General features: G+C 72.6%; 15 protein-coding genes and 1 pseudogene. 8 read left to right on the top strand and 8 right to left on the bottom strand.

Annotated elements, in window-relative coordinates:
- Positions 1-86: 86 nt before the first annotated feature.
- On the bottom strand, positions 87-2216 hold the full coding sequence (locus PVK37_RS31560; protein WP_275031563.1) for a transglycosylase domain-containing protein: 2130 nt from the start codon (positions 2214-2216) through the stop codon (positions 87-89).
- A gap of 132 nt (positions 2217-2348) precedes the next feature.
- Between PVK37_RS31560 and cobC the strand changes: the two genes are divergently transcribed.
- From cobC to cobA, 3 genes are read left to right on the top strand one after another with little or no spacing between them, the layout of a single operon-like run.
- On the top strand, positions 2349-3524 hold the full coding sequence (cobC, locus tag PVK37_RS31555) for an Rv2231c family histidinol phosphate aminotransferase CobC (RefSeq protein WP_275031561.1): 1176 nt from the start codon (positions 2349-2351) through the stop codon (positions 3522-3524).
- Complete coding sequence (locus PVK37_RS31550; protein WP_275035300.1) at positions 3524-4723, top strand: nicotinate-nucleotide--dimethylbenzimidazole phosphoribosyltransferase; 1200 nt, start codon at positions 3524-3526, stop codon at positions 4721-4723. The genes cobC and PVK37_RS31550 overlap by 1 nt, the downstream gene beginning before the upstream one ends.
- Positions 4720-5973, top strand: a complete 1254-nt coding sequence (gene cobA, locus PVK37_RS31545; RefSeq protein WP_275031559.1) for a uroporphyrinogen-III C-methyltransferase — start codon at positions 4720-4722, stop codon at positions 5971-5973. The genes PVK37_RS31550 and cobA overlap by 4 nt, the downstream gene beginning before the upstream one ends.
- Positions 5974-6108: 135 nt before the next feature.
- Here the strand turns inward: cobA and otsB are convergent, their stop codons facing one another.
- Positions 6109-8670, bottom strand: coding sequence for a trehalose-phosphatase (otsB, locus tag PVK37_RS31540; RefSeq protein ID WP_275035299.1), 2562 nt, complete (start codon positions 8668-8670; stop codon positions 6109-6111).
- A 35-nt stretch (positions 8671-8705) separates the two neighbouring features.
- Positions 8706-10106 carry an alpha,alpha-trehalose-phosphate synthase (UDP-forming) gene (locus PVK37_RS31535; RefSeq protein WP_275031557.1) on the bottom strand — a complete coding sequence of 467 codons (1401 nt, stop codon included), beginning with the start codon at positions 10104-10106 and terminating at the stop codon, positions 8706-8708.
- A gap of 295 nt (positions 10107-10401) precedes the next feature.
- Between PVK37_RS31535 and ettA the strand changes: the two genes are divergently transcribed.
- From ettA to PVK37_RS31515, 4 genes are all read left to right on the top strand, one after another.
- On the top strand, positions 10402-12078 hold the full coding sequence (gene ettA / locus PVK37_RS31530; protein ID WP_275031555.1) for an energy-dependent translational throttle protein EttA: 1677 nt from the start codon (positions 10402-10404) through the stop codon (positions 12076-12078).
- A 10-nt stretch (positions 12079-12088) separates the two neighbouring features.
- A complete protein-coding gene (locus PVK37_RS31525) occupies positions 12089-12547 on the top strand; it encodes an acyl-CoA thioesterase (RefSeq protein WP_275031553.1) in 459 nt (152 codons plus the stop codon).
- On the top strand, positions 12544-13275 hold the full coding sequence (locus PVK37_RS31520) for a DUF8185 domain-containing protein (RefSeq protein ID WP_423790976.1): 732 nt from the start codon (positions 12544-12546) through the stop codon (positions 13273-13275). Before PVK37_RS31525 ends, PVK37_RS31520 begins: the two co-directional genes overlap by 4 nt.
- A 131-nt stretch (positions 13276-13406) precedes the next feature.
- Positions 13407-13994 carry a type III secretion system chaperone family protein gene (locus tag PVK37_RS31515; protein WP_275031551.1) on the top strand — a complete coding sequence of 196 codons (588 nt, stop codon included), beginning with the start codon at positions 13407-13409 and terminating at the stop codon, positions 13992-13994.
- 383 nt (positions 13995-14377) lie between these two features.
- Here the strand turns inward: PVK37_RS31515 and PVK37_RS31510 are convergent, their stop codons facing one another.
- The 3 genes and pseudogenes from PVK37_RS31510 to PVK37_RS31500 form a co-directional block, all read right to left on the bottom strand.
- Entirely contained in the window at positions 14378-14797 is a 420-nt protein-coding gene (locus PVK37_RS31510; RefSeq protein ID WP_275031550.1) for a globin, read from the bottom strand.
- A pseudogene (locus tag PVK37_RS31505) lies at positions 14794-16256 on the bottom strand (MFS transporter). The gene PVK37_RS31510 and the pseudogene PVK37_RS31505 overlap by 4 nt, the downstream one beginning before the upstream one ends.
- A gap of 257 nt (positions 16257-16513) precedes the next feature.
- Positions 16514-17605 carry a mechanosensitive ion channel family protein gene (locus PVK37_RS31500; protein ID WP_275035297.1) on the bottom strand — a complete coding sequence of 364 codons (1092 nt, stop codon included), beginning with the start codon at positions 17603-17605 and terminating at the stop codon, positions 16514-16516.
- Between the two features lie 373 nt (positions 17606-17978).
- Between PVK37_RS31500 and PVK37_RS31495 the strand changes: the two genes are divergently transcribed.
- On the top strand, positions 17979-18515 hold the full coding sequence (locus tag PVK37_RS31495) for an HNH endonuclease (RefSeq protein WP_275031546.1): 537 nt from the start codon (positions 17979-17981) through the stop codon (positions 18513-18515).
- 181 nt (positions 18516-18696) lie between these two features.
- On the opposite strand, the gene PVK37_RS31490 is transcribed toward PVK37_RS31495, so the two are convergent.
- Together PVK37_RS31490 and PVK37_RS31485 are read right to left on the bottom strand one after the other, a co-directional pair.
- The gene (locus PVK37_RS31490; protein WP_423791127.1) at positions 18697-19461 is read right to left on the bottom strand and encodes a class F sortase; all 765 of its coding nucleotides are present in this window, start codon (positions 19459-19461) and stop codon (positions 18697-18699) included.
- A gap of 297 nt (positions 19462-19758) precedes the next feature.
- Positions 19759-20334 (bottom strand): hypothetical protein, encoded by a 576-nt coding sequence (locus tag PVK37_RS31485; protein ID WP_423790975.1) that lies wholly within the window; start codon positions 20332-20334, stop codon positions 19759-19761.
- Positions 20335-20418: the final 84 nt, after the last annotated feature.

Here is a 20418-nt window from a genome sequence, read left to right as displayed (position 1 = left end):
ACAGGTGGCAATAACTTCATGGTCAACTCGGGCGGGGCGGGGCGGGGCGGGGCGGGCCGGGTGGGGCCGGGCGGCACCGGGTGGGGTTAGCCGACCAGGTGGTCGGAGGGTGGGGTGAAGTCGCGTTTCGGGGCGTCCTTGAGGGCGTCCTTGAGGGTGTTCGCGACTGCGGCGATCGGGGTCTGGGACTGACCGTCACCGACCGCGTTGAACGGATTGTCCGGGTCGGCGATGAAGCTCGCCGCCGCCAGCTCCGGGGTGTACCCGACGAACCAGGCCGCCCGGGTGCTGTCGGTGGTACCCGTCTTGCCGGCCACCGGGCGGCCGACCGTGCCGCGGACGCTGTCGGCGGTCGACCAGCCGCCGCAACTGCCGCGTGCCGGGGTGTCGCCGGTCGGGCAGCGGGCCGCGTCGGTGGCCGCCCGGGCCGCGTCGGCGCTGACCACCTGCCGGCAGCGCGGCTTGGCGACCTCCCGTTCCAGGCCGGACGGGGTCCGGTAGGTGGCCGGGGTACCGTCCCGCGTGGTGATCGACAACACCGGGATCGCCTCGCAGTACCGGCCGTCGGCGGCGATCGCCGCGTACGCGTTCGCCAGCTCCAGCGGCGTCGCGTCGGAGACGCCGAGGGTGAACGCGCCCCACTTCTTCGCCTTCTCCGGTGACGCCTGCGCCCGGTCCACGTCGGTGCGCCAGCGCAGCCCGAGCTGCTCGGCCAGCCGGACCGCCCGGTCTGCGCCGACCTTCTCCTCCAGCCACACGAAGTACGTGTTGACCGACTTGCCGAACCCGGACCACATGGTCTGCGTACCGCTCATCGCCCCGCTGGCGTTCGACGGCGACCAGCCGTCGTAGACCTCGGACCGGTACTTGTGCGGGGCGTTGAACGAGGTGGACAGCGGCATGCCGGCGTCCAGCGCGGCCAGCATGGGGAACATCTTGAACGTCGACCCGGCCTGGTAGCCGGCCAGGCTGCCGCCGCCGAGCAGCGGCGCGACCGTGTTCGGGTAGTTGGCCTTCATCTTCGGGTCGGCCTCGGGGTTGGAGGTCGACGGGTTGTCGTCGGTGTCCAGGGAGTACTTCCGGTTGACCGCCATCGCCTTCACCCGTCCGGTGCCCGGCTCGGAGACGACCACCCCGTTGGCGAACGGGCTGCCGGTGCCGTCCTTGGCCCCCACGTTCTTTTCCGCCGCCTCCTGGATCTTCGGGTCGATGCTGAGCACGATCCGGTAGCCGCCCCGGCGCAGCTTGTCGATCCGTTCCAGCCGGTTCTCCCCGAACGCGGGCTGGGAACTCCACCAGTTCTTCAGGTAGTCGCAGGCGAAGCCGAGGGTGTTGTACTTGTCGGGGATCGAGGCGCAGTCGTTGCGCGGGTCGCTCTGGTCGATCCGGAGCGGCTCGGTGCGCAGGCGGGTGGCCTCGTCGGGCGACAGGTAGCCGAGCTGGCCCATCCGCTCCAGCACGTAGTTGCGCCGCCCGACGGCGTCCTTCTGGTCGGAGGTGACCGGGTCGTACTCGGAGGGGGACTTGACCAGGCCGGCGAGGGTGGCCGACTCGACCGGGGTCAGTTCCTTGGGCTTCTTGGAGAAGAAGATCTGCGCGGCGGCGTAGATGCCGTACGCCCGGTGCCCGAAGTACGCCGAGTTGAGGTACCGCTCGAGGATGTCCTCCTTCGACATCTCCTTCTCCACGTCCAGCGCCAGCCGCATCTCCCGGATCTTGCGGAGGCTGGTCTGGGCGGTCGCGTCCTGTACCTCCTGCGGGGTGGTGGCGCTGTCCCGCAGGGCCATCCGGACGTACTGCATGGTGATCGTCGACGCGCCCTGGGAGACCCCGCCGGAGGTGGAGTTGGCGACGAACGCCCGCGCCACGCCCTTCGGGTCCACCCCCCGGTGCTGGTAGAAGCGGTTGTCCTCGGCCGCCACCATCGCCTGCTGCATGCTCGGCGCGATCTGGGACAGCTTCGTGTACTGCCGGTACTCCTCGTAGAACATCGTCAGCAGGGTGCCGTCGGCGGCGTAGACGTACGAGGTCTCGGCGGGCATCGAGGTGCGCAGCAGGTCGGCCTTGTGCTTGGAGAACTCGGCGCCGCTCTGGGCGCCGATGCCGGCGGCGGCGACGATCGGGTACGCGACGGCGGCCACGATGATGCCGGCGATCAGACCGGCGCGTAGGAGAGGGACACAGCGGTGGGCGGAGGCAAGGGGTCGGAAGCTCACGCCGTCAAGCTATGACATATCCCGTTTAAGGGTGGTTCATATTCATCAGTCTTACGATGGAATCCGCGCCGTGACGCGCCCCACGCCCCGATGCGCTGTCCCGTACGCCACCTTCCCGGCAGGATCGCGGACATGCGTGGTCAGCCGAGCGGAGCGTTCCTGGATGCCGAACCCGGACCGGACCTCCGCCCCCACGGTGACGCCGAGGGTGCTGGGAGTGGGTCGGAGACCGGCCGCCGCGGTGACACTGAGAGCGTCGGGGCCGGGCCGGACCTGGGCCACCACGGTGACGTCGAGGTGGCTCCCGGGCTGGTCGACCTCGCGGTCAACGTCCGCCGGGCCGCCCCGCCGCCCTGGCTGGCCGGGCCGTTGGCCGCCTCGCTGACCGACCTCGCCGCCTACCCGGACCCGGCCCCGGCCCGCGCGGCGGTCGCCGCCCGGCACCGTCGGCCACCGGGGGAGGTGCTGCTCACCGCCGGGGCCGCCGAGGGCTTCGTGCTGATCGCGCAGGCACTGCGCGGGGTACGCCGCCCGGTGGTGGTGCACCCGCAGTTCACCGAGCCGGAGGCCGCCCTCGCCGCCGCCGGACACCGGGTGGAGCGGGTGCTCCTCGACCCGGCCGACGGGTTCCGGCTCGACCCGGCCCGGATACCCGCCGACGCCGACCTGGTCATGGTCGGCAACCCCACCAATCCGACCTCGGTACTGCACCCCGCCGCCAGCATCGCCGGGCTGGCCCGTCCCGGCCGGATCCTGGTGGTGGACGAGGCGTTCGCCGACACCACCACCGCGCCCGGCGTACCGGGTGAGCCGGAGTCGCTGGCCGACCGGCGCGACCTGCCCGGCCTGCTCGTGGTGCGCAGCCTGACCAAGACCTGGGGGCTGGCCGGGCTGCGGATCGGCTACCTGCTCGGCGCGGCCGGGCTGCTGGACCGCCTCGCCCGGGTCCAGCCGCTCTGGGCGGTCTCCACCCCGGCCCTGGCCGCCGCGACCGCGTGTGCGACGCCGCAGGCTGTCGCCGCCGAGCGCGCCATCGCCGCCGACCTGGCCGCCGACCGCGACCACCTGCTCCGCCGCCTGTCGGCCCTGCCCGGGGTACGGGTGGCAGGCCGCCCGGCCAGCGCGTTCGTGCTGCTGCAGATCCCCGGCGCGGACCGGATCCGGCTCGTCCTGCGTGAGCGCGGCTGGGCGGTACGCCGGGGCGACACCTTTCCCGGGCTCGGCCCGGACTGGCTGCGGGTGGCGGTCCGCGACCCGCGCACCACCGACGCGTTCGTGGCGACACTGGCGGAGATCCTGGAGGCGTGATGCTGGAGAACACGATCGCGGCGATTCGGCCGCTCGACGGATCGGCGATGAGCGCCGCCCGGGAACTCCAGGCGCGGTTGACCAAGCCCGCCGGTTCCCTCGGTGCCCTGGAGGACCTTTCGGTACGCCTCGCCGGCCTGGCCGGGACCTGCCCGCCGCCGCTGCCCGAGCCGGCCGCCGTGGCGATCTTCGCCGGTGACCACGGTGTGCACGCCCAGGGCGTGACCCCGTGGCCGCAGGAGGTCACCGCGCAGATGATCGGCAACTTCCTGGCCGGCGGGGCGGTGGTGAACGCCTTCGCCCGGCAGGCCGGCGCGTCGGTCACCGTGGTCGACGTGGGCGTCGCCACCCCACTGCCCGGTCCCGTCCCACCGACCGGCGACCCGGACACACTGGCCCCGGTCCCGGTCCCCGGTCCCCGCACCGGCGACCCGGACACGCCGGACACATCGGGACCCGGTCCCCGTACCGGCGATCCGGACACCGCACACACATCGGGACCCGCTCCCGGCGCACCCCGGCTGGTCGAGGCCCGGGTCCGTCCGGGCACCCGGGACCTGACCGTCACCGCCGCGCTCACCCGGGACGAGGCCCGCGCCGCTGTGGAGACCGGCATCCGGGTCGCCGAGGAGCTGATCGCCGCCGGCGCGGGCATCCTGCTCACCGGGGATATGGGCATCGGCAACACCACCCCGTCGGCCGCCCTGGTCGCCGCGTTCACCGGGGCCGACCCGGACGCGGTGACCGGGCGGGGCACCGGCGTGGACGACGAGACGTACCGGCGGAAGGTGGCGGTGGTGCGACGGGCGCTGGACCGGCACCGGCCCGACCCGGCGGACCCGCTGGGGGTGCTCGCCGCCGTCGGTGGTCTGGAGCACGCCGCGCTGGCCGGGCTGATCCTGGCCGCCGCCGCCCACCGGATCCCGGTGCTGCTGGACGGCGTGATCGCGGTCTCCGCCGCGTTGGTCTCCGCCGCGTTCGCCCCGGACGCGGTGGGCGCGATGGTCGCCGGGCACCGCTCCGCCGAGCCAGGCGCCACCGTGGCGTTGCGCCACCTCGGGCTCGACCCGCTGATCGACCTGGGGCTGCGGCTGGGCGAGGGTACCGGCGCGCTGCTCGCCCTGCCGGTGGTCACGGGTGCGGCGCGCGTCCTGCACGAGGTGTCCACCTTCGACGCGGCGGGGGTGGCCGAGAAGTGACCGCACCAGGAAACCCGAGCCCGTACCCGCTCGGCCTCCGGTTGGCCGTTCGGCGGGTGGTCGTGGTGGGTGGCGGCGCGGTCGCCACCCGCCGGGTGCCGGCGCTGCTGGATGCCGGCGCGGACGTGCTGCTGGTCGCCCCGGAACTCACCCCCGCCCTGCGGGCGCACGTGGACGCCGGTCGACTGCACTGGGAGCCGCGCCGGTTCGTCCCCGCCGACCTGGACGGGGCCTGGCTGGTCCAGGTGGCGGTGGACGACCGGGCCGCCGCCGCGGCGGTCAGCGCCGCCGCGACCGAGCGCCGGATCTTCTGCGTACGCGCCGATGACCGGACCGCCGCCACCGCGTGGACCCCCGCCGTGACCCGGCACGGGCCGGTCACCGTCGCCGTGCTCGGCGGCGGCGACCCGCACCGGGCCAAGGCCACCCGTGATGCCATCCGTACCCTGCTGGACGCGCGGCAGGGCAGCCCGCAGCCGCTGTCCCCGCCGCCGGGTGCCCCGGTGGACGCCCGGCCTGGCCGGGTGGCGCTGGTCGGGGCCGGGCCGGGCGACCCGGAGCTGATCACCGTCAAGGGCTGGCGGCTGCTCACCGAGGCGGACGTGGTGGTCGCCGACCGGCTGGTCCCCGGGCTGCTCCTCGACGAACTGCGCTCCGACGTCGAGCTGGTGGACGCCTCGAAGATCCCGTACGGGCCGTCGCGCACGCAGGAGGAGATCAACCGGATCCTGGTCGACCGGGCGCTGGCCGGCGCGTTCGTGGTCCGGCTCAAGGGCGGTGACCCGTACGTGTTCGGCCGGGGCGGCGAGGAGCTGCTCGCCTGTGCGGCGGCCGGGGTGCCGGTGACCGTGGTGCCCGGGGTGACCAGCTCCATCGCCGCTCCTGCGGTGGCCGGGGTCCCGGTCACCCACCGGGGGGTCGCGCACGAGTTCACCGTGGTCTCCGGGCATCTCGCCCCGGACCACCCGGACTCCCTGGTGAGCTGGCCGGCGTTGGCGGCGCTGCGGGGCACCCTGGTGATCCTGATGGGCCTGAAGAACCTGTCGGCGATCACCGCGACGCTGATCGCGTACGGCCGGGATCCGGCGACCCCGGCGGCGGTGGTGCAGGAGGGGACGACCAGCGGCCAGCGGAGCCTTCGGTCGACGCTGCACGCGGTGGCGGCGGACGTGACGGCCGCCGGGATGCGCCCGCCCGCCATCGTGGTGGTCGGGGACGCGGTCACCGCCCTCGATCCGCCGTCCGGCTGACCACCCGGCGGCCGGTCGGGCTGGGAGCGGCTGCGGCGAAACGGCGGGGGACGGCCGGCGAAACGGCGGGGACAGGGCAGAGAGACGGCGGTGGCGGGGGACCTGGAGGTCCCCGCCACCGACCGTGGTACGTACTCAGACCTTGAGCATGTTGTCCAGCAGCAGGGCGCAGCGAATCAGCCCGAGGTGGCTGTACGCCTGCGGGTGGTTGCCCAGTCCGCGCTCGGCCAGCGGGTCGTACTGCTCGGGGAGCAGCCCGGTCGGGCCGGCCGTGTCGATCATCTGGGCGAACAGCTCCTCCGCGTCGGTCCGCCGGCCGGTGCGCAGGTACGCCTCGATCAGCCAGGCCGTGCAGATGTGGAAGCCGCCCTCCCGGCCGGGCAGACCGTCGTCCCAGTGGTACCGGTACACGACCGGTCCGCTGCGCAGGTCCGCCTCGATCTTCAGCACGGTGGAGAGGAAACGCGGGTCGTCCCCGGCCAGCAGCCCGGACAGGCCGATCCACAGCGACGAGGCGTCCATGTCCTCGTCGCCGTAGGCGACGCTGTACGCCTCGACACCGTCGTGCCAGCCGTGTTCCAGGACGTTCGCGCCGATCCGGTCGCGCAGCTCGACCCACTCCGGCCGGTCACCGTCGCCGTGCTGCCGGATCACGTGCAGCGCCCGGTCCACGGTCATCCAGCACATCACCTTCGAGAAGATGTGGTGCCGGGGTGGCAGGCGGGCCTCCCAGATGCCGTGGTCGGGCTCGTGCCAGCGGCGGCGGACCGCCTCGACCATGTTCTCCAGCACCCGCCACTCGGTCTCGCGGACCGAACCGCGGGCGTCGGCGACCGCGGCGATCAGGTCGGCGATCGGGCCGAACACGTCCAGCTGGAGCTGGTGGTTGGCGAGGTTGCCGACCCGGACCGGCCGGGAGCCGGCGTAGCCGGGCAGGGTGTCGATGACCGCTTCGGCGCCCAGTTCGTACCCGTCGACGGTGTAGAGCGGGTGCAGCCGCTCCGGGTGCCCGCCGGTGCGCTCGACGCAGCCGTCCACCCAGCGCAGCAGCCCCTCGGCCTCCTCGATGGAGCCGAGGTCGACCAGGACCCGCGCGGTCATCGCCGCGTCCCGGAGCCAGCAGTACCGGTAGTCCCAGTTGCGGACCCCGCCCAGCTCCTCGGGGAGCGAGGTGGTGGCGGCAGCCAGGATCGAGCCGGTCGCCTCGTGGCAGAGCCCGCGTAGCGTGAGCGCGCTCCGGGCGACCAGGTCGCGGGCGGTCTGCGGCAGCCGCAGCGAGGCCACCCAGTCCTTCCACGGCTGCTCGGCGATGGCCTGCCGCTCGTGCACCGGCACCCGGTGGTGCTCCAAACTGTGCGTGCCGAAGCGCAGTTCGCAGGTGATCTGCCCACCGGCGGCGGAAAGGTCGACGACCGCCTTGGCGGTCTCGTACCCGCCGTCGTTGGTGACCTGCCACTGCACGCCGGGGGAGTAGAGCGCCACCGGCTCGTTGGAGCCGAGCACCAGCAGCCCGTCACCGAGCGGCTGGAGCTGCACGGCGACCTGGCCGAACTCCGGCCGGGGGGCGAACTCCAGCCGGACCCGGCCGGTGCCGGTCAGCACCCGGATCAGGGTCGAGTCACCGGAGATCACCGTGGAGCCGCTGGGGACGTCGTCGCGGGACGGGCGGTCCAGCCAGTCGGTGACGGTCAGCCCGGACCACCGGGTCTCCACCGTCATCGTGCCGCTGCGGTACCGCTGCCCCAGCGGGATGCCCTCCCGCTCCGGGGCGACACTGAAGTGCCCGGCCGGGCTGCCGCCGACCAGGTCGGCGAAGATCGCCGACGAGTCCGGCTTGGGGTGGCAGAGCCAGGTGACCTTGGCCTCGGGGGTGAGCAGGGCGACCGTCCGGCCGTTGGCGAGCATCGAGTGCCGTTCGATCGGCACCGCCCGCTCACCGAACAGCCAGTGCCGCCGGGTCTCCAGCAGCAGACCGAGCGCGCGGGCCGCCTCGATCGGCTCGGCCACCCGGTAGTGCGCCTTCGTCTCACCCGGGCCGATCTTGATGCCGACGTCCGGGCCGTGCAGGTTGCCGAAGGCGTTCTCGTCGGTGACGTCGTCGCCGATGAAGAGCACCGCGCTGGCGGCGAGCTGGGTGCGGAGCTGGTCCACGGCGGTGCCCTTGTGGGTGGCGACCACCGACAGCTCGATGACCTCCTTGCCCTGGGTGACGGTTACCCCGTCCCAGGTGGCCGGCCCGTTGCGGACCGCCTCGACGGCCTGCGCGGCGATCTGCGGCGGCACCCCGCGGGTGTGTACGGCGACGCTGGCCGGCTTGCGTTCCAGCCGGACGCCCGGGTGGGCGGCGGCGATCTCGCGCAGCTCGTTGCGCAGCCGGGTGCGTACCGAGATCAGCTCGGGGCTGAGCCGCTCGACGAAGCCGATGTCGAACTCGGAGCCGTGGCTGCCGACCAGGTGCACCTCGCTGGGCAGCCGGGACAGCGCGGCCAGGTCCCGTAGCGCCCGCCCGGAGACCACCGCGACGCTGGTCTGCGGCAGTGCGGCGAGCGCCCGGACGGCGGCCACCGACTCGTGCAGCGGCACCGCCTTGCTGGGGTCCTCGACGATCGGGGCGAGCGTGCCATCGTAGTCGCAGGCGACCAGGAGTTGGGGGACCCGGGCGATCCGGCCGATGGCCGCCCGCAGTTCGGGGTCCATCACCTCGGCCGGTGCGTTCTCGGAGACGGCGGTGTTCACGCGGCCTCCGTATCCGGGGTGCCCAACTCGCTCAGGAACGACTTCGCCCAGTGGCCCACGTCGTGGGTACGCAGGTGCCGCTGCATGACGCGCATGCGGCGGCGGGCCTCGGTCCGCTCCACGTGCACCGCCTTCAGCAGCGCGTCCTTGACCGCCTCCGGGTCGTGCGGGTTACACAGAAAAGCCTGGCGCAGCTCGGTCGCCGCGCCGGCGAACTCGCTGAGCACGAGCGCGCCGCCCTGGTCGGCGCGCGATGCCACGTACTCCTTGGCCACCAAATTCATTCCGTCTCGCAGAGGTGTCACCATCATCACGTCCGCCGCAACATACATGGCGGCGAGCTCACTGCGAGAGTACGACTGATGGAGGTAGTGGACCGCCGGCACGCCGACCCTGCCGTACTCGCCGTTGATCCGGCCGACCTCCCGTTCGACCTTCACCCGTAGCGCCTGGTAGTGCTCGACGCGTTCCCGGCTCGGGGTGGCGACCTGGACCATCACCGCGTCCGGAACTGTCAACTTTCCGTCAGAGAGCAGCTCCCGGAAGGCCTTGAGGCGTAGCTCGATGCCCTTGGTGTAGTCGAGCCGGTCCACGCCCAGGATGATCGTCTTCGGGTTGCCCAGCTCCTCGCGGATCTGCTTAGCGCGGGCCTGGATCGCCGGGTCGGCGGCGAGCCGCTCCATCTCCTTCACGTCGATCGAGATCGGGAACGCGCCGGCCTTCACCTGCCGGCCGTCGACCTGGATCATCTGCCCCTCGTAGCGCAGCCCGAGCAGGTGCCGGGCCAGCCGGACGAAGTTCTGCGCGGCCAGCCGCTGCTGGAAACCGACCAGGTCCGCGCCGAGCAGACCGCGCAGCACCTCGGCGCGCAGCGGCATCTGCATGAACAGCTCGATCGGCGGGAACGGGATGTGCAGGAAGAAGCCGATCCGCAGGTCCGGGCGCAGCTCGCGGAGCATCGCCGGGACCAGTTGGAGCTGGTAGTCCTGCACCCAGACCGTCGCGCCCTCGGCCGCCACGTCCGCCGCGGCCTCCGCGAACCGGGCGTTCACCAGCCGGTACGCGTCCCGCCAGCGGCGCTTGTACGCCGGTGTCTCCACCGCGTCGTGGTACAGCGGCCAGATCGTCGCGTTGGACTGGCCCTCGTAGTAGCGTTCCAGTTCGTCGGCGCTCAGCGGCACCGGGTGCAGCCGGATGCCCTCCAGGTCGAACGGTTCGGGGGCGGCGCCGGTGCCACCGGCCCAACCGACCCAGGTGCCCTGATGTTCGGCGAGGACGGGGTGCAGCGCGGTGACCAGCCCGCCGGGGCTGCGCCGCCACTGTCGTCCCTCCGGGGTGCTCACCTCGTCGACCGGTAGACGGTTCGCCACAACGACAAAGGAGCTACGGACGGTCACGATCGGCCACCTCCGGTAAACGACGGGTCCTCCGCACGAGCGTACTGAGGGTAGCTGCGGTGTATGCGGCCCCGTGCGGCTGTTACTTCCCTGATCACCGGTTGGCGAACCTCAGCGTGATCTGGATGACGTCGGCGGCCCGGCCGGGCGGGGTGATGTGGGCGCAGCCGGCCGTACCTGTCAGGATTGAGGATGGCGTGCGTGCGCCCGGCCGGCGGCCGGCGGCACGCGGGTGGACCGGTCCGCCCCTTCGCTCGCCGGCTCCCAATCGCAACGTACGGAGGTAGCCCGCACCGTGGCCCAGTTCATCTACGTCCTGGAGAAGGCGCGCAAGGCGCACGGCGACAAGGTCGTGCTCGACAACGTGACGCTGAACTTCCTGCCCGGTGCCAAGATCGGTGTGGTCGGCCCGAACGGCGCGGGTAAGTCCAGCCTACTCAAGATCATGGCTGGGCTGGACCGGCCGAGCAACGGCGACGCCCGGCTGATGCCCGGCTACACCGTCGGCATGCTCGCCCAGGAGCCCCCGCTCAACGACGCCAAGACCGTGCTCGGCAACGTCGAGGAGGCGGTCGCCGAGACCAAGGCGAAGCTGGAGCGGTTCAACAAGATCGCCGAGCAGATGGCGACCGACTACTCCGACGAGCTGATGGAGGAGATGGGCAAGCTCCAGGAGGAACTGGACCACGCCGACGCCTGGGACATCGACTCCAAGCTCGAACTGGCCATGGACGCGCTGCGCTGCCCGCCGCCGGACGCCGACGTCACCCAGCTCTCCGGTGGTGAGCGCCGTCGGGTGGCGCTGTGCAAGCTGCTGCTGGAGGCCCCCGACCTGCTGCTGCTCGACGAGCCCACCAACCACCTGGACGCGGAGAGCGTGCAGTGGCTGGAGCAGCACCTCGCCAAGTACGCCGGCACCGTCCTGGCCATCACCCACGACCGGTACTTCCTGGACAACGTGGCCGGCTGGATCCTGGAGCTGGACCGGGGCCGGGCCATCGGGTACGAGGGCAACTACTCCACGTACCTGGAGAAGAAGGCCGCCCGGCTCTCCGTGGAGGGCCGCCGGGACGCCAAGATGAAGAAGCGCCTCTCCGACGAACTGGAGTGGGTGCGCTCCAACGCCAAGGCCCGGCAGACCAAGTCCAAGGCCCGACTGGACCGGTACGACGAGATGGCCGCCGAGGCGGAGAAGACCCGGAAGCTGGACTTCGAGGAGATCCAGATCCCGCCGGGCCCCCGGCTGGGCAACACGGTCATCGAGGCGACCAACCTCACCAAGGGCTTCGATGACCGGATCCTGATCGACAACCTCTCCTTCTCGCTGCCGCGCAACGGCATCGTCGGCATCATCGGCCCGAACGGCGTCGGCAAGACCACCCTGTTCAAGACCATCGTCGGGCTGGAGCAGCCGACCGACGGCACGGTCCGGGTCGGCGACACCGTCAGCCTGTCGTACGTCGACCAGAACCGGCAGGGCCTGTCCGGCGACAAGACCGTCTGGGAGGTGGTCTCCGACGGGCTCGACCACCTCATGGTCGGCAAGGTCGAGATGCCGTCCCGGGCGTACATCGCCGCCTTCGGCTTCAAGGGACCGGACCAGCAGAAGCCGACCAAGGTGCTCTCCGGCGGCGAGCGCAACCGGCTCAACCTGGCGCTGACCCTGAAGATGGGCGGCAACGTGATCCTGCTCGACGAGCCGACCAACGACCTGGACGTGGAGACGCTGTCCAGCCTGGAGAACGCGCTGCTGGAGTTCCCCGGCTGCGCCGTGGTCATCTCGCACGACCGGATGTTCCTGGACCGGGTCGCCACGCACATGCTGGCCTGGGAGGGCGACGAGGAGAACCCGGCGAAGTGGTTCTGGTTCGAGGGCAACTTCGAGGCGTACGAGAAGAACAAGATCGATCGGCTCGGCGCGGAGGCGGCCCGGCCGCACCGGATCACCTACCGCAAGCTCACCCGCGACTGATCGGGGCGGCATGAGCGACCGGTTCGTCTACCACTGCACGCTGCGCTGGTCCGACCTGGACGCGTACGGGCACGTCAACAACTCGCGTTTCCTCACCCTCTACGAGGAGGCGCGGGTGGCGTTGATGTTCGCCGGTGGCCGGGCGTGGGGGGTCGGCTCGTTCGCCGAGGGCGTGGTGATCGCCCGGCACGAGATCGACTACCTGCGTCCGGTGGACTACGCGCTGGGCCGGGCCACCGCCGACGCCGCCCCGACCGTCCGGATCGAGTTGTGGGTGGAGGAGATCCGTACCGCCTCCTTCACCATCGGCTACGAGCTGTACGACGGCGAGGTGCTGGCCAGTCGGGCCCGTTCGGTGCTGGTCCCGTACGACCTGGCGGAGAAGCGGCTGCGCCGGATCACCCCGGAGGAACGCACCTTCCTGTCGACGTACGCCCTGCCCGCCCCGGCGGCCGGGGAGGCCGGGTGACCGGCGCCGAGCTGCACGGCCGGCCCGGCCCGGTCGGGTCCGGCGTGGACGGCGTCGTCGGGGCGGCCGGGCACGGGCTGACCGGAGTGACCGACAGCGGTGCGTTCCTGGCCCGGCTGGTCCGGTTCGACCCGGCGGCGCTGGTCCGGCTCCGCTCGTCGGGCACCTCCGGCCGGACCACCCTGTGGGGCCGGTTGCCCTGGTCGGTGCTGGTGTCCCGGACGGTGGCCGGTCCCGGCCCCGGGGACGCGACGGTGGCCGCCGCCGACCTGCTCGCCGAGTTGGACCGGGCCGGGACGGCCCTGCCGGCGCGGCGGGACGCGCAGTGGCGCTGGCCGCTGCCGGCCGTGCCGGGGTGGATGGTCGAGACGATCCCCGGTGCCGAACTGCGCCGGGTCGCCGACGCCGCCGCCGGTACGCTGCGGGCCGCCGCCGCGCACGGGGTGGCGGGACGGGCGGTGGGTCAGCGGGCGGTACGCGACGCGCTGCTCGACCACGTCGCCGTGGTCGTCACCGCGGAGAGCGGGGAGCGGGTCGAGGTGACCCAGCGACTGGTCCAGGGGATCGTCCGGATGGGTTTCCTCGGAGTGGCCGGGGGTGGCCCCGAGGCGGTCCAGGTGCGGCTGACGAACCGGTGGGTGGGACTGGTCGCACCGTACGGAGCCGTATGGTCGCAAAAGGTAGCAGATCTCGTCGTAAAGCCATCGAGTGATCATCCGAACGGATGACCCGTAGTCCTTCTTCTGTCCCGGGGCTGGCGTTGGGGGGATGCTTCACGCCGGCTGTCCGGGTACCGTCCATCCTCGGGTCCAACGCACCGTAGGCGTGTGGATCCGCTGGGGAGTGAGGTGCGCGAGCGATGCCGTGGTGGTCATGGCGCCCCGGTCACGCCGGTGGTGGCGAACCGGAAAGTCGAAGTGGGATCACAGTGGAAGGCACCGTCCGGGTCGGACCACCGGCACCACGTGAGCCGGGAGACGACTGTCTCTCCGCCGCCGAGCGGCCGGTGCGCCCGGAAATGTCCGTCGTCGTCGCCCCGGTCACCCTCGCCCGGGTCTGCGAGGCGCTCGACCTGCTCGACGTCCGCTACCTCGCGGACGGCGACGGCAACCTGCTGGCCATGTGGGAGCGGCACGCGGTGCTGGTCACCCTCGAGGGCCCGGAGGACGAGATCCTGGTGATGCGGGCCCGTCCACACGCGACCGTGCCACCGGACTGGGCCGACCGGGCCTACCGGGTGGTCAACGAGTGGAACCACACCCGCCGGTTCTGCAAGGCGTACATCGGTGACCCGACCGAGCGCGGGCAACTGCCGATCTATGCCGAGCTGCAGGTGCCGCTGGGGGCGGGAACCCACGACGCCCTGCTGGTCGAGATGCTCGACTGCGGTGCGGCGGTCGCGACGAACTTCGTGGACTGGTTGCACGACGAGGGTGCCCTGCTCTGAGCATCCGTGCCCTGCGCCGGGGGGCACTCTGCCCAGGGCATGCGTGACCCTGCTCCGAGCGCCCTGCTCAGGGCATGCGTGACCCTGCTCCGAGCTGGCGTGCGCCCTGCGGGCGGCACGGGTTCCGCGACGGGACGACGGTCGTCGGTGATGCCGGTCGGAGCGGTCCGACCGGCCGCCGCCGTTCACCGGGCCGGTCACCACCTGTCCCGGACGGCCCTCCCGACGGCCCGACTCTGTCCGGGTTGGATCAGCGGGGGCGGGTGGGCCAGCGGTTCCGGGCTGGCAGCCGGGCGGTGTCCGGGCCGGCATCCCTGTCCGGGCCGGCGTCCGTGGCCGTCAGGGCCGGAGCGTCGCCGGGGGCCACGGGTGGGCCGGGGCGGTCAGTGGACGGCCGGATCCTCCATCACGTTGACCATGAAGTACGCGGCCCGCTCGAGGTAGTCCCACAGCGTCGTGTCGAGGTCCGGCGGCAGGTCCAGGGTGTCGACCGCCCGACGCATGTTCCGCAGCCAGGCGTCCCGCTCGGCCGGCCCGATCCGGAACGGCGCGTGCCGCATCCGCAGGCGCGGATGACCCCGCTGGGCGGAGTAGGTGTTCGGGCCGCCCCAGTACTGCATCAGGAACAGGGTCATCCGCTCCGTCGCCGGGCCGAGATCCTCCTCGGGGTACATCGGGCGCAGCAGCGGATCGGCGGCGATCCCGGCGTAGAACTCGGCGACCAGCCGCCGGAAGGTGGGCTCACCCCCGACCGCCTCGAAGAAGGTCGGTTGCGTCCGGTCGGCGTCGGCTGGGGAAGTCACCGTTCCATCCTGCCAGGTGCCCACGCCGCTGTCGGGGCCGTCCGTGGCTGGCGCGGTGCGGGCTCGGTCACAGCGTGGCGGTACCGCCGGCGGCAGCCCGCCGGCCGGCCAGCGGGCCGTCGCCGCGGGGCTCCGGTCCGGTGCGTGCCGCCCCGGCCGGCGGGTTGGACGTCGGGCCAGCCGGGCCGGTCTTCGCCGCGGCGATGGCGGCCTCGAAGGTGCCGGGGTTCGGCCAGCGGGCGGCCACCACGAGCATCAGCAGCACCCCGGCCGCACTCCACAGGCCGACCACGGTGGGGATGGAGAAGCGTTCGGCGAGCAACCCGGTGACGATCACGGCGAAGCCCTGGATCACCTGCATGCCGGTCGCCATCACGCCGAAGGCGCGGGCCCGGTAGCCGTCCGGCAGGGCCCGGACGAAGAGCCCGTTCGCGACCGGCAGCAGGCCGGCCACCGCGAAGCCGCAGACCGCCACGAGCACCGCCACCACGGCCGGTGGCGGGTCGAACAGGGCGGGCACCAGCACCAGCGGGGCCAGGACGGCGAACGGGCGGATCAGGGTCACCCGGCGCGCCGGTCGTACCGCCCGTCCGATGATCAGGCCGCCCAGGATGAAGCCCACCGGGGCGGCAGCCATGATCATCGCCTGGGTGGTGGCCGCGTCCACCCCGCCGCCCGCGCGCTCACCCGCCCAGGCGCCGGCCAGCCCCTCCGGGACGATGGAGAAGAGCATCGAGCTGAACACCAGCACCGCGATCGCCCTCAGCACCGGGGTACCGAAGACGATGCGGAATCCGGCTGCCGTCTCCCGCAGCAGCGAGGCGCGTACCTCACCGGTCAGCACCCGGGGATGGTCGCCGACACCGAGCCGGACGATCAACGCGGACGCGCCGAAGCTGGCCGCGTTGACCAGCAGGGCCACCGTGGGGTTCGCGGTGGCGATGGCCGCGCCGACCAGGTAACCGGTGACCTGCGCGGCCTGCCCCACGCTGCTGTTCAGCGAGAGGCCGACCACCAGCCGGTCACCGGTCAGGATCACCGGCATCAGCGCCGACCGTGCGGCCTGGCTCGGTGGGTTGGCCAGGGTGGTGGCGAAGAGCAGACCGAGGATCGCCCAGACCGGGAGGTTCGGCACGGCGACCAGGGCGACCAGCACCATCCGGAACAGGTCCGAGTTGACCATGACCGACCGGTACCGGCAGCGGTCCGCCACCGTGGAGAGCAGCGGCCCCCCGATCAGCCAGGGCAGGTAGCTCACCGCGAACGCCGCCGCCGAGAGCGCCACCGACTCGGTCTCCCGGTAGACCAGGACGGTCACCGCGGCCTTGGCGATGTAGTCGCCGATCCAGGACAGGGTGGTGGCCGTCAGAACGGCCCGGTACTCGGTCTGGGCGAACACTTCACCGAAGGTGGCCGGACCTTCGTGGAGGGGTCGCTCGTCGGACACCGTGGCCTCCATCGTTCCCGACGGGCGGCCACTCGTGGTGGCACGGCCGGGAATCGTCGTCAGATCTACGGAGCAGCGAGGACGTGATCACGCTCCGGAGGAGCTCGTTCCCGGATTCTGCCCGATCGTCTGAAGGCTGGCTAGGGTGAACGGATAGATCGTCGCATCTCCGACTGAACGAACGGACGATACCCGAGGGGCCGCGCGGATCGCGACCCCTTGTTGGTCGGGCAGCTCGAGCGGCCGAATGGAACCGCTGAAGTCGCAGCTCAGGCGGGGGTGCCCGGCCCGGCGGCGGGGGTGGTGGTCGGCCCTCCGGCCGGACCGCCCGGTGCCGGACCGCCCGGTAGCGGGCCGCCCGGGCCACCCGGCACGCCCGGATAGAAGCGGGCCAACGCGATCTTCGCGGTGATGCCCGAGTTCTCCAGGGCCTCGGCCAACCGGCGGCGCAGCTCCCGGCCGATCGCGAACTGCCCCTCGGCACTGGTCTTCACCACGGTACGGATCAGCGCGCCGTCGATGGTCACCTGCTCGACGCCGAGCACCTCCGGCGGTTCCACGATCTCCGGGGCCAGGTCCGGGTCGAGCGCCACCGACGCCGCCGCGGTACGCAGCACCGCGGTCGCCTCCTCGGTACTGGCGAAACCGATCGGCAGGTCGACCACGACCAGCGCCCACCCCTGGCTCTTGTTGCCGACCCGGACGATCTCGCCGTTGCGGATGTACCAGAGCACGCCCCGGCCGTCGCGGACCGTGGTGACCCGCAGTCCGACCGACTCGACCACCCCGGTCGCCTCGCCGAGATCCACCGTGTCACCCACGCCGTACTGGTCCTCCAGCAGCATGAACAGCCCGGCGATCAGATCCTTGACCAGGCTCTGCGCCCCGAAGCCCAGGGCCACGCCGACGATTCCGGCGCTGGCCAGCAGCGGAGCCAGATCGAAGCTGAACTCGCGCAGGATCATCAGCAGGGCGATGCCGAAGACGAACGCGGTGACCAGGCTGCGCAGCACCGAACCGATCGCCTCGGCGCGCTGGCGTCGGCGTTCCGGTACGAACTCGCCCGGCTGGGTAGCGGCGGTGGGGATCCGCTCCCGCAGCGGTTTGAGCAGGGTCGGCACCGCCCCGTCGGTGGTGGTCCGGACCAGCCGGTTGATCATCCGGCTGAGCAGGAACCGGGCGGCCACCGCCAGCAGCAGGATCAGCACGATCCGCAGCGGCTTGAGCAGAATCCAGTAGCTTCCCTCGGCGAACCAGGTCGAGCCGGTCACCTCGTAGACGTTCTTGCAGAGCGCGTCGGAGAGGCAGTCCGGGCTGAGCTGGTCCGTCTTCGGGCTCTCCTCGGCCGGCAGGGCGAGCATCAGGCGTTCCCCGCCCGGCAGGGCGGGCGTCAGGCTCCCGGTGACCGGCGGAGCGGGCGGCGTCGGATCGGCGACTGTCACGTCTGCTTTCGTACCGCACCGGCGGCTGGCGGTGACGCCCGACCCACCCGTCCACGGTCCGCGCCGGGCTCCGGTTCACCCTTGATCAACAAGTCCGAAACCGGTCATCTTTGCACAGGCGAAAAAGCTTCACGAGGGACCCCGGATTAGTACGTGCAATCCGGGGTCCGATCAGGGACGATTGGCGCACGGAACGTCGGTGATCCTTCCGGATGCCGGCCGCGGTCGACCCTGCGTCGCCCACGGTCGACCGCGAAGGGCGCGAAGCGGCTGGACCGGGAGGGTGAGCACGATGCCTGACATACGACCCGCAATGGGCTCCGGCGCGTTGGTCCTCAACGCCACCTACGAGCCGTTGTGTGTCGTGTCGGTGCGTCGGGCCGCGATCCTGGTGCTCACCGCCAAGGCGGTCTGTGTGGCCGACGGTGACGGCGTTCTGCACAGCGCCTTCGACGCCCTGCCCGTCCCCTCGGTGGTCCGGTTGACCCGGTTCGTCCGGGTGCCCTATCGCACCCACGTCGGGCTCTCCCGCCGGGCGATCTTCGCCCGGGACGGCGGGCGGTGCGCGTACTGCCGGGGCCCGGCCGAGACCATCGACCATGTCTTCCCGCGCAGCCGGGGTGGCCGGCACGCCTGGGAGAACGTCGTCGCCGCATGCGCCCGGTGCAACCACACCAAAGGTGACAAGACCCCGGCCGAGCTGGGCTGGCGGCTGCACTCGATGCCGGCCGCCCCGAAGGGCACGGCGTGGCGGGTGCTCGGCCACCGAGCCCCCGACCCTCGCTGGGCGGACTGGCTCGACCTGCGGGAGGCCGAGGCGGCGGCCTGACCCCGGCGGCCCGACGCCCGGCGTCCTGACCCAGCGGCCTGGGCCGGGTCTCCCGACCCCGGCCTCCCGACCCAGGCGGCTTGACGGCCGGCGGCCTGACCGCGACGGTCCGGACCCGGTCTCCCGACCCGGCGGTCTGACCACGGTCCGCTGCGGCGGTCCGACGTCCAGGCGTCCGCGCTCACGGTCGCCGGGCCTTCACCAGCGAGGCGAAGACCACGACGTTGTCCGCGTACCCGGTCGGGCCTCCCACCCACCGGCCACCGCAGGTGATCAGACGCAGGTTCGGTCGGCTGAAGTCGCCGAACACCTCGTCCACCGGCAGACGCTCCTTGTCGAACCGTTCCACCGCGTTCACCTCGAAGATCGCCACCGACCGGTCGGCCCGGTCGACCTCGATCCGGTCGCCGGCCCGTAGCCGCTTCAGATCGTGGAAGACCGCCGGCCCGGTCGAGCTGTCGACGTGTCCGACGATCACCGCCGGGCCGTACTGACCCGGGGTCGGGCCCTGGTCGTACCAGGCGGCTTCGTGGGAGCGCTTCTCGTCCGGTACCCCGATCGTGCCGTCCGCGGCCAGACCCACCCGGTGGACCGGGGCGTGCACGTCGACCGCCTGGATGTCGAGTTCCACCGGCGGACTGGCGGGCAGCACCGGGAACGCGCGCGGCGGGGGACGCAGACCGGCGGTGAGCCGGTCCGGCAGCAGGCTCATGCCGGTGACCTGCTCGACCCCGAGCATCGTCATGATCAGCACCATCAGCGTGGCGACCACCAGCACCGGCGCGCCCGGTCCGGTGCGGGCCAGCCGCCGGGCCGGCCCCCGGGGGGTCGCCGGGGCCCGGGCGGCCCCGGTGCCCGGTTGTCGTGGTGTGCCCGGCGCGGCGGGAGCGGCCAGGTGCCCCCCGAGCCGGCTGGCCTCGGCCGCAACCCCCCGGAACAGGACCAACCCCCGCCAGAGCAGTCGCGCGTCCTCGCCGAGCCCGCGCCAGAGCAGCTTCGCGCCTCCGCCGAGGCCGCGCCAGAGCAGCCGTACGCCGAGCCACGACACCCGGCCGAGCGACGCCAGGACGTACCACAGTCCGCGCCGGAGCAGCACCAGCCCGTGGCCCAGCGGGACCGGGCCGCGCCGGAGCCGGGTTCCGCGTTCGGGCCGGCCGGTCGCGGACCGCCGGGCGACGCCGGGGCGGGCCGACGACCGGCGCGGACCGTCGTGCTGGGGTGAGCCGGTCATGGCGTACCCCGGTCAGGGACTCCCGGGCCGCCGGGGGCGGCTGCCGAGGACGCCCAGCCCGGCCGCGACGGCGGCCACCACGAGACCACCGACCAGCAGCAGCGAACCGGCACCCCGGCCACCCGCGGTGCCCCCGCCCCCGGTGGCCGGACCCTTGCTCGGCTGGGTCATGTTCAGCACGGTCAACGTGGTGGTCGCCCGGTTGCCGTTGGCACAGCGCAGGTCGACCGGATAGTCACCCGGTGCGGTGCTGCCCGGCACGGTCACCGCGCCGGTGAGGAAGCCGCTGTCGGCCCGGCTGGTGCCACCATTGTCGTTGTCCCGCCCGGTGCCGGAGCCGCCGTTGTTCGGGCGCAGCACCACCCGGCCGAAGGCGTCCGAGGTGACCTCCGCCTGCTGGTCGTTCCGGTTGTCGCAACTGGCCCGCAGGTTCACCCGGTTGCCGGCCTGGACCGTACTCGGATTGACCTCGACGAAGACGTTCTCCCCGGCGCGGGCGGGCGTCCCCGCGGTGAGGACGAGCATCCCGAGCAGCGTGAGCATGACCAGCGCCGCCGAAGCGGCGTGGCCGGGTCGGTGACCCCGCATGATCCTCCCCTTCCCGGCACCCGTGCTGTGCTGGGCGACGGGCCCTGGGTTCCCGCTGTCCGGGCGGCAAACCCCGCAGCGGCC

It is taken from the genome of Micromonospora cathayae, from assembly GCF_028993575.1.
In the GTDB taxonomy this organism is placed as follows: domain Bacteria; phylum Actinomycetota; class Actinomycetes; order Mycobacteriales; family Micromonosporaceae; genus Micromonospora; species Micromonospora cathayae.
This window is presented reverse-complemented; position numbering and strand designations above follow the sequence as displayed.

What these genes read in the sequence shown, in the direction of transcription:
- otsB (WP_275035299.1), bottom strand. Translation starts at nt 8,670, where the DNA reads ATGGACCCCGAACTGCGGGCGGCCATCGGCCGGATCGCCCGGGTCCCC.
- PVK37_RS31550 (WP_275035300.1), top strand. Translation starts at nt 3,524, where the DNA reads ATGCTGGAGAACACGATCGCGGCGATTCGGCCGCTCGACGGATCGGCG.
- PVK37_RS31515 (WP_275031551.1), top strand. Translation starts at nt 13,407, where the DNA reads ATGCCGTGGTGGTCATGGCGCCCCGGTCACGCCGGTGGTGGCGAACCG.
- cobC (WP_275031561.1), top strand. Translation starts at nt 2,349, where the DNA reads ATGCGTGGTCAGCCGAGCGGAGCGTTCCTGGATGCCGAACCCGGACCG.
- PVK37_RS31485 (WP_423790975.1), bottom strand. Translation starts at nt 20,334, where the DNA reads ATGCGGGGTCACCGACCCGGCCACGCCGCTTCGGCGGCGCTGGTCATG.
- PVK37_RS31525 (WP_275031553.1), top strand. Translation starts at nt 12,089, where the DNA reads ATGAGCGACCGGTTCGTCTACCACTGCACGCTGCGCTGGTCCGACCTG.
- PVK37_RS31495 (WP_275031546.1), top strand. Translation starts at nt 17,979, where the DNA reads ATGCCTGACATACGACCCGCAATGGGCTCCGGCGCGTTGGTCCTCAAC.
- PVK37_RS31500 (WP_275035297.1), bottom strand. Translation starts at nt 17,605, where the DNA reads ATGCTCGCCCTGCCGGCCGAGGAGAGCCCGAAGACGGACCAGCTCAGC.